We start from the raw sequence: 12,315 nt of genomic DNA, 5'->3' as shown, positions 1-12,315 counted from the left end.
TAAACGATATTGGTTAAATTTCTCGGAAATATTCGTTTTTTCAAGAAAAAAGATGCAAATTTCATAAAAAATAGCATTTTTAATCAAAATATGCTAAAATTATACAAAATAAAATGATGGAGGCTTCTCATGAAAGCGATTATTACAGTTGTAGGTAAGGACAAATCAGGTATTGTTGCGGGTGTTGCGACTAAGGTGGCAGAACTTGGCTTGAATATTGATGATATTTCTCAAACAGTTCTTGATGAATTCTTTACCATGATGGCGGTTGTATCATCGGAAGACAAACAAGATTTTACACACCTACGTGCTGAATTGGAAGCCTTTGGTGAGTCATTGAACGTTAAAATCAACATCCAAAGTTCAGCAATTTTTGATGCTATGCACAACTTGTAAGATAGGAGTAGCTTAAAATGGATATTAAACAGGTCACAGAAACCATTGCCATGATTGAGGAGCAGAACTTTGATGTTCGTACCATTACCATGGGGATTTCACTCCTAGACTGTATCGATTCAGATATCGATAAGGCGGCGGAAAAAGTCTATAACAAGATTGTATCTAAGGCTAAGAATTTGGTAGCTGTTGGTGACGAGATTGCGGCTGAACTTGGTATTCCGATTGTTAATAAACGTGTGTCTGTTACTCCGATCTCAATCATCGGTGCGGCAACAGATGCAACAGACTATGTACCTTTTGCGAAGGCGTTAGACCGAGCAGCTAAGGAAATCGGTGTTAACTTTATTGGTGGTTTCTCTGCACTCGTTCAAAAGGGCTACCAAAAAGGTGATGAGATTCTTATTAATTCTATTCCACGTGCGCTTGCAGAGACTGATTTTGTCTGCTCATCTGTCAACATTGGTTCAACAAAGACTGGTATTAACATGACAGCGGTACGTGACATGGGACGTATCATCAAAGAGGCTTCTGAGGCAGATCCAATGGGCCCAGGTAAATTGGTGGTCTTTGCTAATGCGGTTGAAGATAATCCATTTATGGCAGGTGCCTTCCACGGTGTTGGTGAGGCTGATGTTGTAATCAATGTTGGGGTTTCAGGTCCTGGTGTTGTGCAACGTGCAGTTGAGAAAGTTCCAGGCGAAAGTTTCGATGTTCTAGCTGAAACAGTTAAGAAGACCGCCTTCAAAATCACACGTGTTGGTCAGTTGGTTGGTCAAATGGCCAGCGAACGCCTTGGTGTCGAGTTCGGTATTGTAGATTTGTCTCTTGCGCCAACACCAGCAGTTGGTGATTCAGTAGCCCGTGTACTTGAAGCGATGGGTCTTGAAGTTGTTGGTACGCATGGTACTACTGCAGCTCTAGCCCTTCTTAACGACCAAGTTAAAAAAGGTGGTATCATGGCATGTAACCAAGTTGGTGGTTTGTCAGGTGCCTTTATTCCAGTTTCTGAAGATGAAGGTATGATTGCGGCGGTTCAATCTGGTCATATCAACCTTGAAAAATTGGAAGCCATGACAGCTATCTGTTCTGTTGGTCTAGACATGATTGCTATTCCTGCTGATACGCCAGATACAACAATCGCGGCCATGATTGCTGATGAAGCGGCAATCGGTGTCATTAACCAGAAAACAACAGCTGTTCGTATCATTCCTTATGGTAAGGAAGGTGATATGTTGGAACTTGGAGGTCTTCTTGGTTATGCACCAGTAATGAAGGTAAACAAAGCTTCATCGGCTGACTTCATTGCGCGTGGTGGTCAAATCCCAGCTCCTGTTCACAGCTTTAAAAACTAAGCGGATGATAAATGCTTTGCCAATTGGTAAGGCATTTTCTGATGGTCTCGCTGGCTAGATAGTCGAGGGGATTTGTGCTATAATGAATTCAAAAATGACGGAAAGAAGGGGCGCTATGAGTAAGGTTAAGTTGTATATTGCGAGACACGGCAAAACGATGTTTAACACCATTGGTCGTGCACAAGGTTGGTCTGATAGCCCTTTGACCCCGTTCGGTGAGGAAGGTATTCGTGAATTGGGAGTAGGTCTGAAAGCAGCAGGTATTCCTTTCAAGGCCGCATATTCTAGTGATTCAGGTCGAACGATTCAAACCATGGATATCATTTTACGTGAGACGGGTTTGGAAACTATTCCTTATAAACGTGACAAACGTATTCGTGAGTGGTGTTTTGGTAGTTTAGATGGTGGCTATGACGGTGAACTTTTCTACGGTGTGCTACCGAGAACAGATGCTTTTCAAGGTAAGGATTTGCATGAGGTAACTTATCCTGAGCTTGCACAAGGTATTCTTGATGTGGATACGGCTGGTTGGGCAGAGCCTTGGGAAGTGCTCAGAAAACGTATTTTAGAGGGGTTCACAGCTATTGCAGAAGATCTTGAGAGGTCTGGTGGAGGTAATGCTATCGTCGTTAGTCACGGTATGACCATTGCAACCTTTGCTTGGTTAATTGATCCTTCTGTCGAGCATCCTTCATTGGACAACGGTTCGGTTACTGTTGTTGCTTATGAAAATGGTAAATTTACATTAGAAGCACTTGGCGATATGACCTATCGTCAGGTTGGGCGAGAGATAATAGAAAAAGAAAATGGTAAAAAATAACTATCCAAGTCGCCGTCAGGCGAAAAAGCAAACCAACTGGTTTTTGGTTATCAGTAGTGTCTTGATTGCGATGCTTTTGATTGCAGCAGGACTTTATTCAGTATTTGGTGTCAGTCGTACAGTCCAACAAGCCAATGGATCGTCAGTAACAAAAAGTAGTAAACAAGCCACCGATGCGACTCGAAGCAAGGATACAAAGGGACTACCTGATGTATCGCCTAAAGACTGGGAATTGCTTTTGGTAAATCGAGATAATAAGTCTAAAGAACTTAACCCTGAGATTGCTGATGTCGATGGTGTTTCTGTAGATGCAAGAATTGCTAAGAACGTTAAGGAGTTTTTAGCAGCTGCTCAAGAAATTGATCCAAGTTATCACTTGATATCAGGTTATCGTAGTGTTGCTTATCAGACAGAACTTTATAACAGTTATGTTCAGCAGGAAATGGCTGCTGACCCAAGTTTGACGGAGTCTCAGGCGGAGAAAAAGGTTCAAACCTATTCACAACCACCAGGAGCGAGTGAACACCAAACAGGTCTTGCGATTGATATGAGTACTGTAGATAGCTTAAATGAAGCAGATCCAGATACAGTAGCTAAAGTCAAAGAATTGGCGCCGAAATATGGCTTTGTTCTTCGTTTTCCAGATGGTAAAACATCGTCAACGGGTGTAGGCTACGAGGATTGGCATTTCCGCTATGTTGGTAAAGAGTCAGCAGAGTATATGACTGAACATAATCTTACTTTGGAGGAATATTTGGCATTATTAAAGGAGAAAACTAAGTGAGACGACGTTTTAAACTAAAAGCCTTTATTACCTTAGTTGTTGTTTTTGCTTTAGGTATTCTCTTACCTTTGATTCTTCATGCCTCTACAGCTGATAATGCTCGTGCGGTAAAGGTTGCTTACACACAGCAAGAATTTATTGAGACCTTAGCTCCAACAGCTCAAAAGATGTCTAAAAACTATGGTGTACCTGCGTCTATTCTCCTTAGTCAAGCTGCATATGAGTCGAATTATGGTAGCAGTCTTTTATCTGTTAAATATCATAACATCTACAGTCTTCCTGCTCAGCCAGGTCAAGAACGTATTCGTTTAAAGGATAGTATCTACAGTAAAGGGAAATGGCAATATCAAAAGGTGGATTTTGCAGTTTTTAAGGATTGGTCAAGTTCTATGATGACTTATTTAGAAGAACTTCGCCAAGGAACATGGGGCGAGTCGACCTATAAAGAGGTGGCAGGAACGACTAGTTATAAAGTTGCGGCAGAAAAACTACAAGCTGCGGGTTTTAGCAGTGATCCAGATTATGCCAAACACCTCATATCTATTATTGAGACCTATCATTTGTCAAAATATGATTGATAAGATTAGAGTGCCTCTGAGGTGCTCTTTTTTTGCTTTTCTAGGTCTTAAGATGTATTTTTAGCACTCTTACAAAAAGAGTGCTAATTTTTTGGTTTTTTGGGTTGACATGTTCAAGTTTAGGTGTATAATAGAATCATAAGTTAGCAGTCGATGTATTAGAGTGCTAATAAATAGAAATGAGGTGACATCGTGATTACGCAAAGGCAAAACACTATTTTGAATTTGATAGTTGAGATGTTCACTCGTACACATGAACCGGTTGGTTCTAAAGCATTACAAGAATCAATTGATTCGAGTTCAGCGACCATTCGTAATGACATGGCCAAGCTTGAAAAGATGGGCTATCTTGAAAAAGCTCATACTTCTAGTGGGCGTATGCCAAGCCGAGCAGGTTTCCAGTATTTCGTCGCTAATTCTTTGAATCTTGATACGATTGATGAACAAGATGTTTATCAAGTGGTCAAGGCCTTTGATTTTGAAGCCTTTAAACTTGAAGATATCTTGGATGCAGCGGCGAAGCTGCTGGCAGAAATGACAGGATGTACAGCAGTGATTCAAGATGTGGAACCGACACGACAACGTCTGACTGGATTTGACATTGTTCATCTATCCAATCACGACGCTTTAGCGGTTCTTACTCTAGATGAATCTAAGCCTGTGACAGTTCAATTTGCTATTCCAAAAAATTTCTTGTCTAGTGATTTGGAAATTCTTCATAAGCTTGTTCAAGAACGTTTTTTAGGAAACACTGTCTTAGAGATCCATTACCGATTGAGAACTGAGATTCCTCAGATTGTGCAAAAGTATTTCAAGATAACAGATAATGTTCTTGATTTGTTTGATTATATCTTTTCACAACTTTTTAAGGAATTGATTTTCATCGAAGGTAAGGTTGCATCACTGACTTATGCCGACTTAAAAACCTATCAATTTTTGGACAATCCACAACATGTGGCACTTGAGCTTCGATCAGCTATCTCCGATGATGAAGTGACCAAGATTTCGGTTGCAGAATCAACTGAAGAAGCGCTTAAAAATGTCACAGTTATGAGTCATAAATTCCTGATTCCTTATCGTGGGATGGCACTCATGCATGTGATTGGCCCAGTTGAAATGGATTATCGTCGCATGGTTAGTTTGGTCAATGTTATTAGTAGAGTTTTGGTTATGAAGTTGACGGATTATTACCGTTACCTCAATAGTAACCATTATGAAGTTAGCTAAGATATAACATTTAAAAAGTATAGAAAGAGGTGTATGCCTTGACTGAAGATATTAAAAAAGAAGAAGTGAAAGAAGAGGAAGCTACGGAGACAACTGAAGAAGTTGTAGAGGAAGTAAGCGAACCTTCTGAACTTGAAGAAGCCCAAGCGCGTGCCGAAGAATTTGAAAACAAATACCTTCGTGCCCATGCAGAAATGCAAAACATTCAGCGACGTGCAAATGAAGAACGTCAACAATTGCAAAAGTATCGTAGCCAAGATTTGGCAAAAGCGATTTTGCCATCACTTGATAACCTTGAACGTGCTCTTGCCGTTGAGGGCTTGACTGATGATGTCAAAAAAGGTTTGGAAATGGTGCAAGAAAGTTTAGTGCATGCTCTTAAAGAGGAAGGAATTGAAGAAATTCCAGCTGATGGTGATTTCGATCATAACTTCCACATGGCAATTCAAACAATGCCTGCAGATGATGAACATCCAGCAGACACGATTGCACAAGTTTTCCAAAAAGGGTATAAACTCCACGAACGCGTCTTACGCCCAGCTATGGTAGTTGTATATAATTAATTGAAAACTTGTCCGAAATGACAGAAAACTATGAATGAAAGATAAAAAAAGCAAAATAGAAATTAAAGTAAAAAGGGGAAAACATATGTCTAAAATCATTGGTATTGACTTAGGTACAACAAACTCAGCAGTAGCAGTTCTTGAAGGAACTGAATCAAAAATTATCGCAAACCCAGAAGGTAACCGCACAACTCCATCTGTTGTGTCATTCAAAAACGGTGAAATCATCGTTGGTGACGCTGCAAAACGTCAAGCAGTAACAAACCCAGATACAATCATCTCTATCAAATCTAAGATGGGTACTTCTGAAAAAGTTTCTGCAAACGGTAAAGAATACACACCACAAGAGATTTCAGCTATGATTCTTCAATACTTGAAAGGTTATGCTGAAGATTACCTTGGTGAAAAAGTAACTAAAGCAGTTATCACAGTTCCAGCTTACTTCAATGATGCACAACGTCAAGCAACAAAAGACGCTGGTAAAATCGCTGGTCTTGAAGTAGAACGTATCGTCAACGAACCAACAGCAGCAGCTCTTGCTTACGGTTTGGATAAGACTGATAAAGAAGAAAAAATCTTGGTATTCGACCTTGGTGGGGGTACATTCGACGTATCTATCCTTGAACTTGGTGACGGTGTCTTTGACGTGTTGGCAACTGCAGGGGATAACAAACTCGGTGGTGATGACTTTGACCAAAAAATCATCGACCACATGGTTGAAGAATTCAAGAAAGAAAATGGAATCGACTTGTCAACAGACAAGATGGCTCTTCAACGCTTGAAAGATGCAGCTGAAAAAGCTAAGAAAGACCTTTCTGGTGTTACTTCAACACAAATCAGCTTGCCATTCATCACTGCTGGTGAGGCTGGACCTCTTCACTTGGAAATGACATTGACTCGTGCGAAATTCGATGATTTGACTCGTGACCTTGTAGAACGTACGAAAACTCCAGTTCGTCAAGCCCTTTCAGATGCAGGTTTGAGCTTGTCAGATATTGACGAAGTTATCCTTGTCGGTGGTTCAACTCGTATCCCTGCCGTTGTAGAAGCTGTTAAAGCTGAAACTGGTAAAGAACCAAACAAATCAGTTAACCCTGATGAAGTAGTTGCCATGGGTGCTGCTATCCAAGGTGGTGTTATTACTGGTGATGTCAAAGACGTTGTCCTTCTTGACGTAACTCCATTGTCACTTGGTATCGAAACAATGGGTGGAGTGTTCACAAAACTTATTGACCGCAACACTACTATTCCAACATCTAAATCACAAGTCTTCTCAACTGCAGCAGATAACCAACCAGCCGTTGATATCCACGTTCTTCAAGGGGAACGTCCAATGGCAGCGGATAACAAGACTCTTGGACGCTTCCAATTGACTGATATCCCAGCTGCACCTCGTGGTATCCCACAAATCGAAGTTACTTTCGATATTGATAAGAACGGTATCGTATCTGTTAAAGCTAAAGACCTTGGAACTCAAAAAGAACAAACAATTGTCATCCAATCTAACTCTGGTTTGACAGACGAAGAAATTGAAAAGATGATGAAAGATGCTGAAGCAAATGCTGAAGCAGATGCAAAACGTAAAGAAGAAGTAGATCTTCGTAACGAAGTTGACCAAGCTATCTTTGCGACTGAAAAAACAATCAAAGAAACAGAAGGTAAAGGCTTCGACACAGAACGTGATGCTGCTCAATCAGCTCTTGATGACCTTAAGAAAGCTCAAGAATCAGGCAATCTTGATGACATGAAGGCTAAATTGGAAGCTCTTAACGAAAAAGCTCAAGCTCTTGCAGTTAAACTTTACGAACAAGCTGCAGCAGCACAACAAGCTCAAGCAGGAGCAGAAGGTGCACAAACAGCAGACAACTCAGGCGACGATGTTGTAGACGGAGAGTTTACTGAAAAGTAAGATGCAAAGTCCGTTAAAGCCTCACAGTGAAAATAGGAAATCTGACGCAGAAACTCTAGTTTCTAGGAAGATTTGTCTTTTTCACCAAGAGGTTAGGGCGTGCTCAATTTAGTCAGATGTTGAGGCGTTAAGAAAACGAAAGAAAAATAGAAAGCCATCGCCTTGTGCGATGCACAAAAGATGGCTTATCTTTTTTCCGAAGTTTTTAGCCGAAACTCAATTGAGCCTTACTAGTTCTAAAATAAAGTATAATCTACTTTATTATAAAACGTCATAAGTATAGTAAGAAATCCAGAGGTTGCAACCCAGCCTCTGTTTTTGGATGAAGCATAGATTATTAATAAAGAAAAGGCCAAGTTTAATGAAAATAGTGGTAGAGAGCTTGAAAGAATTTATACAAAGATATTGGGGGCTTATTATATGTGAAATTCTCATAGTAATTATTTATGTCTGCTTTTATACTTGTAGTAGGGATAGCAACTTTGAAATAATCATATCTCCAGAAATTTTGGCTACGTTACTTGTCGGTATAGCTGCTATATATTCTTGGTTTGTAAATCGATATGATAGGGAGTACGAAAAGAATCTTCAAATGTTGAAAGATATTGATGAAATCAATGCTTACTATGATGGGAAGGGAGTTTATTCAGTTAAAGAAGCGTGTTTCGAACATATTAATAAGCTAGAAAAAAATACAGCTTATGAAGATACTTTTTTAAAAACATACTTGAATTATATTAGTGAGAAAATAGAGAATGTTGATGTAAAGTTACCTGGAGTAGAAGAGTTGAAGCGAAAATATGCAATACATAATCAAATAGACTCTAAATATGTAAAGTATAGTAAGAATTATGTAGAAATTGCTGAAAACAATGGAGTTAGCTGGGCGACATGGTATTCTCTAAGTGAAACTTTTTTTAAAGAAATTAAGGATGAACAAAGAGTGATTTTCCTAACGATAGTTGATCAAAAAGAAGTAGCTTTTGAAACTACTGGAAAAAAACTTTGCGAATTAAAAGAGAAAGTCAAGACAAGAAATAGTAAGCGTTACAACAAAGTATATGATTTTTATATCGCTAAAAACGAAAAAGGTTGTTACTTTGAAATTGAGAAAAAATTAGAATTAGAAAAGTATAATTTTAAGGACATTAATTAATCAAAAGAACTGAACCTGTCTAAAATTAAGGGTTCATTTCATAACAATAACAGAAAGGAACAAGGGTGTTCGCTCTTGGTATCTTGTATGAACAATACTGAATTTTATGATCGTCTTGGGGTATCTAAGGATGCCTCTCAAGACGAAATTAAACGTGCCTATCGTAAGATGTCTAAGAAATACCACCCAGACATTAATAAAGAACCAGGTGCGGAAGAAAAATATAAAGAGGTCCAAGAGGCCTACGAAACTTTAAGTGACGACCAAAAACGTGCAGCCTATGACCAATACGGACCAGATGGTGCGAATGGTTTTGGTGGTCAAGGAGGCTTTGGTGGCTTCGATGGTGGTGCAGGTTTTGGTGGCTTTGAGGATATCTTCTCTAGCTTCTTTGGTGGTGGTGCTACTCGTAACCCAAATGCTCCACGTCAAGGTGATGATCTTCAGTACCGTGTCAACCTAAGCTTCGAAGAGGCGATTTTTGGTGCCGAAAAAGAAGTTCACTACAATCGTGAAGCAACATGTAAGACATGTTCAGGATCTGGTGCAAAACCTGGAACTAGCCCTGTAACTTGTGGTCGCTGTCATGGTCAAGGGGTTATCAATGTCGATACGCAAACGCCACTTGGTATGATGCGTCGTCAAGTAACCTGTGATGTCTGTCATGGAACAGGTCAAGAAATTAAAGAGCCATGTCAAACTTGTCACGGAACAGGACATGAAAAACAAAGCCACAAAGTATCTGTCAAGATTCCAGCAGGTGTTGAAACAGGTCAACAAATCCGTCTTGCAGGTCAAGGTGAAGCTGGTTTCAATGGTGGTCCTTATGGAGACCTCTTTGTAATCATCAATGTTAATCCAAGCGATAAGTTTACTCGTGATGGATCAACAATTTACTATACACTTAACATTTCTTTTGTCCAAGCCGCTCTTGGTGATACTGTCGAAGTACCAACAGTTCACGGAAACGTTGAGATGACTATTCCAGCAGGAACTCAAACAGGCAAAACTTTCCGTCTAAAAGGAAAGGGTGCTCCACGTCTTCGTGGAGGTTCACAAGGAGACCAACACGTTACAGTTAAGATTGTAACTCCTACGAAGCTAAACGATGCTCAAAAAGAAGCTCTCCTTGCATTCGCCAAGGCAAGTGGAGATGAAAAAATCGCACCACAGAAAAAAGGTTTCTTCAATAAAGTAAAGGATGCCTTAGAAGATTTATAAAGGAAGGACGCTGAAAGCGTCTTTTTCTTTATGTCAAAGCTGTATGGGGTCAGTTGACAATCGACCTACTTTTTATCCTTGAAAAAATCTGATATGATAATTTTATGGTTAGATACAAAGCGACAATTTCCTATGATGGTACACTTTTCTCAGGTTTTCAAAGACAACCAAATGCACGTTCTATTCAAGAAGAACTTGAAAAGACTCTCTTACGGTTAAATAGCGGAACACCTGTCACCGTTCATGGAGCGGGTCGTACAGATGCAGGTGTTCATGCCTATGGACAAGTTATACACTTCGATTTGCCCCAGGAGCGGGATCCAGAGAAGTTACGTTTTGGTTTGGATACGCAATGTCCAGATGATATTGATGTTGTTAGTATCGAACTTGTATCGGAGGAATTCCATGCGCGATACAACAAGCACAGTAAAACTTATGAGTTCCTAGTAGATGCAGGGCGACCTAAGAACCCCATGATGCGTAATTATGCGACCCACTATCCTTATCCTTTGAGTTTAGCTCCTATGCAGGAGGCTGCTAAGGATTTGGTCGGTACACATGATTTTACAGGCTTCACAGCTTCAGGAACTTCTGTAGAAAATAAAGAACGTACAATTACACAGGCTAGTGTATCTATCGATGAGAAAACTGGATTTTATATCTTTACTTTTTCTGGTAATGGTTTTCTCTATAAGCAAGTTAGAAATATGGTGGGTACCTTGTTAAAGATTGGCAATGGCCGCATGCCTGTTTCACAAGTGAAGACAGTGTTGGAAAGTCGTGACCGTAATCTTGCAGGACCAACGGCAGCAGGAAATGGGCTATATTTAAAGGAGATAAGGTATGAGTGATGAATTGATTTTAGCGATTTCAGGGAATGATATTTTTAGTGGTGGCGGACTTCATGCAGATTTAGCGACATTCACCACAAATAAACAGCATGGATTTGTGGCTCTTACCTGTCTAACAGCTATGACTGAGAACGGTTTTGAGGTCATTCCGGTTGATACTAATGTTTTTAAACAACAACTTGATTCACTAAAAGATGTCCCCTTCTCAGCAATTAAAATTGGCTTGTTGCCTAACGTTGAGATTGCAGAATTAACGTTGGATTTTGTTAAAAATCATTCTGATATTCCAATTGTCTTGGATCCCGTTTTAGTATGTAAGGAGACTCATGACGTTGAAGTTTCCCAACTACGTGATGAATTGGTTAAATTTTTCCCTTATATCACGGTTATCACTCCGAACTTACCTGAAGTCGAACTGCTTATAGATAGAAAGGTCAAGACTCTGGATGATATGAAGCATGCGGCTAGCTATCTCAATGAATTAGGAGCTAAGACTGTCGTTGTCAAAGGTGGAAACCGCTTGGATGGAAATAAAGCGATAGATGTCTTTTATGATGGAGCAGACTACAAATTATTTGAGGAAGTTGTGTTGGATAAAAACAATACCGGTGCAGGATGTACATTTGCTTCAAGTATAGCTAGTGAATTAGTTAAAGGATGTTCAGAAACAGAAGCTGTGACAAATGCTAAAGCCTTTGTTTATGAATCAATTAAACAATCAAATGAATTTGGAGTAGTTCAATATGCAAAATAAGAAAACAAAAGAGCTAACATTATTGGCTATCTTAACAGCTTTATCAGTGACCTTTGGATTCGTAGCTAAAATTCCAACTCCGACAGGGCTCTTAACCTTGGTAGATGGGGGAATCTACTTCACAGCCTTCTATCTTGGGAAGAAAGAGGGGGCAATTGTGGGCGGATTGTCTGCTTTTCTGATAGATTTGCTATCATCTGCTCCGCAATGGATGTTTATCAGTTTGTTAATCCATGGTGCACAAGGTTATTTTGCTGGCTTTAAAGGGAACTATCGTATCCTAGGTCTTCTGATTGCAGCAGTTGTGATGGTGGGTGGTTATGCACTTGCTTCAGTATTTATGTATGGAACAGGAGCTTCAATCGCAGAAGTGATTCCTAATTTCTGCCAGAATGCTTTTGGTGTAGTTGTTGGATGGGTATTGTATCAAGGATTCAAAAAAGTTCAGTCTAAAAAAGGTTAATAACATTACTAAACCCTATTGACAATAACTAAATTGGGTGTTAAGATATAAAAGTTGTCTTAACAGACTTGCCACAAACTTGAAAAGGTTCCAAAACTTTAAAAAAGTTATTGACAAGACAAGTGAGAGATGATATTATAAATAAGCTGTTTCGGAAGGGGCGGCGAACACGAGAAGTAAAAAAACTTCGAAAAAAGTGTTGACAAGTCATTCTAGATTTGCTAGAATATAGAAGTTG

13 protein-coding genes are annotated in these 12,315 nt (G+C 39.6%); all 13 read left to right on the top strand.

Going from position 1 to position 12,315, the window contains the following annotated elements; genetic code table 11:
- Positions 1-129: 129 nt before the first annotated feature.
- The 13 genes from HMPREF2571_RS03460 (at position 130) to HMPREF2571_RS03400 (ending at position 12,077) form a co-directional block, all read left to right on the top strand.
- Complete coding sequence (locus tag HMPREF2571_RS03460) at positions 130-396, top strand: ACT domain-containing protein (protein ID WP_002886390.1); 267 nt, start codon at positions 130-132, stop codon at positions 394-396.
- A 17-nt stretch (positions 397-413) separates the two neighbouring features.
- Complete coding sequence (locus HMPREF2571_RS03455; protein WP_002886391.1) at positions 414-1,751, top strand: PFL family protein; 1,338 nt, start codon at positions 414-416, stop codon at positions 1,749-1,751.
- 115 nt (positions 1,752-1,866) lie between these two features.
- Positions 1,867-2,571: a histidine phosphatase family protein gene (locus HMPREF2571_RS03450; RefSeq protein ID WP_002886392.1), complete on the top strand. Its 705-nt coding sequence runs from the start codon at positions 1,867-1,869 to the stop codon at positions 2,569-2,571.
- Entirely contained in the window at positions 2,558-3,355 is a 798-nt protein-coding gene (locus HMPREF2571_RS03445; protein WP_070847206.1) for a M15 family metallopeptidase, read from the top strand. Before HMPREF2571_RS03450 ends, HMPREF2571_RS03445 begins: the two co-directional genes overlap by 14 nt.
- Positions 3,352-3,933 (top strand): glycoside hydrolase family 73 protein, encoded by a 582-nt coding sequence (locus tag HMPREF2571_RS03440; protein WP_014633693.1) that lies wholly within the window; start codon positions 3,352-3,354, stop codon positions 3,931-3,933. Before HMPREF2571_RS03445 ends, HMPREF2571_RS03440 begins: the two co-directional genes overlap by 4 nt.
- A 192-nt stretch (positions 3,934-4,125) precedes the next feature.
- The gene (gene hrcA, locus HMPREF2571_RS03435) at positions 4,126-5,160 is read left to right on the top strand and encodes a heat-inducible transcriptional repressor HrcA (protein WP_013989946.1); all 1,035 of its coding nucleotides are present in this window, start codon (positions 4,126-4,128) and stop codon (positions 5,158-5,160) included.
- Between the two features lie 38 nt (positions 5,161-5,198).
- A complete protein-coding gene (gene grpE / locus HMPREF2571_RS03430) occupies positions 5,199-5,723 on the top strand; it encodes a nucleotide exchange factor GrpE (protein ID WP_002886396.1) in 525 nt (174 codons plus the stop codon).
- Positions 5,724-5,808: 85 nt separating this feature from the next.
- Positions 5,809-7,632 carry a molecular chaperone DnaK gene (gene dnaK, locus HMPREF2571_RS03425; RefSeq protein ID WP_002886397.1) on the top strand — a complete coding sequence of 608 codons (1,824 nt, stop codon included), beginning with the start codon at positions 5,809-5,811 and terminating at the stop codon, positions 7,630-7,632.
- A 361-nt stretch (positions 7,633-7,993) separates the two neighbouring features.
- A complete protein-coding gene (locus tag HMPREF2571_RS03420) occupies positions 7,994-8,788 on the top strand; it encodes a hypothetical protein (RefSeq protein WP_041817180.1) in 795 nt (264 codons plus the stop codon).
- A gap of 87 nt (positions 8,789-8,875) precedes the next feature.
- Positions 8,876-10,009 carry a molecular chaperone DnaJ gene (gene dnaJ, locus HMPREF2571_RS03415; RefSeq protein WP_013989948.1) on the top strand — a complete coding sequence of 378 codons (1,134 nt, stop codon included), beginning with the start codon at positions 8,876-8,878 and terminating at the stop codon, positions 10,007-10,009.
- A 104-nt stretch (positions 10,010-10,113) separates the two neighbouring features.
- Positions 10,114-10,860, top strand: coding sequence for a tRNA pseudouridine(38-40) synthase TruA (gene truA / locus HMPREF2571_RS03410; protein WP_013989949.1), 747 nt, complete (start codon positions 10,114-10,116; stop codon positions 10,858-10,860).
- Positions 10,853-11,614, top strand: a complete 762-nt coding sequence (locus tag HMPREF2571_RS03405) for a bifunctional hydroxymethylpyrimidine kinase/phosphomethylpyrimidine kinase (RefSeq protein ID WP_013989950.1) — start codon at positions 10,853-10,855, stop codon at positions 11,612-11,614. Before truA ends, HMPREF2571_RS03405 begins: the two co-directional genes overlap by 8 nt.
- Positions 11,604-12,077 carry an ECF transporter S component gene (locus HMPREF2571_RS03400; protein ID WP_013989951.1) on the top strand — a complete coding sequence of 158 codons (474 nt, stop codon included), beginning with the start codon at positions 11,604-11,606 and terminating at the stop codon, positions 12,075-12,077. The genes HMPREF2571_RS03405 and HMPREF2571_RS03400 overlap by 11 nt, the downstream gene beginning before the upstream one ends.
- The last annotated feature ends 238 nt before the right edge of the window (positions 12,078-12,315 follow it).

The organism is Streptococcus sp. HMSC068F04, from assembly GCF_001837455.1.
Lineage (GTDB): Bacteria > Bacillota > Bacilli > Lactobacillales > Streptococcaceae > Streptococcus > Streptococcus salivarius_D.
This window is presented reverse-complemented; position numbering and strand designations above follow the sequence as displayed.

Bases quoted from the DNA above. Each gene is read 5' to 3' on its own strand.
- HMPREF2571_RS03420 (WP_041817180.1), top strand. From the start codon at position 7,994: ATGAAAATAGTGGTAGAGAGCTTGAAAGAATTTATACAAAGATATTGG.
- HMPREF2571_RS03405 (WP_013989950.1), top strand. From the start codon at position 10,853: ATGAGTGATGAATTGATTTTAGCGATTTCAGGGAATGATATTTTTAGT.
- HMPREF2571_RS03400 (WP_013989951.1), top strand. From the start codon at position 11,604: ATGCAAAATAAGAAAACAAAAGAGCTAACATTATTGGCTATCTTAACA.
- truA (WP_013989949.1), top strand. From the start codon at position 10,114: ATGGTTAGATACAAAGCGACAATTTCCTATGATGGTACACTTTTCTCA.
- HMPREF2571_RS03450 (WP_002886392.1), top strand. From the start codon at position 1,867: ATGAGTAAGGTTAAGTTGTATATTGCGAGACACGGCAAAACGATGTTT.
- HMPREF2571_RS03445 (WP_070847206.1), top strand. From the start codon at position 2,558: ATGGTAAAAAATAACTATCCAAGTCGCCGTCAGGCGAAAAAGCAAACC.
- HMPREF2571_RS03460 (WP_002886390.1), top strand. From the start codon at position 130: ATGAAAGCGATTATTACAGTTGTAGGTAAGGACAAATCAGGTATTGTT.
- dnaJ (WP_013989948.1), top strand. From the start codon at position 8,876: ATGAACAATACTGAATTTTATGATCGTCTTGGGGTATCTAAGGATGCC.
- dnaK (WP_002886397.1), top strand. From the start codon at position 5,809: ATGTCTAAAATCATTGGTATTGACTTAGGTACAACAAACTCAGCAGTA.
- HMPREF2571_RS03455 (WP_002886391.1), top strand. From the start codon at position 414: ATGGATATTAAACAGGTCACAGAAACCATTGCCATGATTGAGGAGCAG.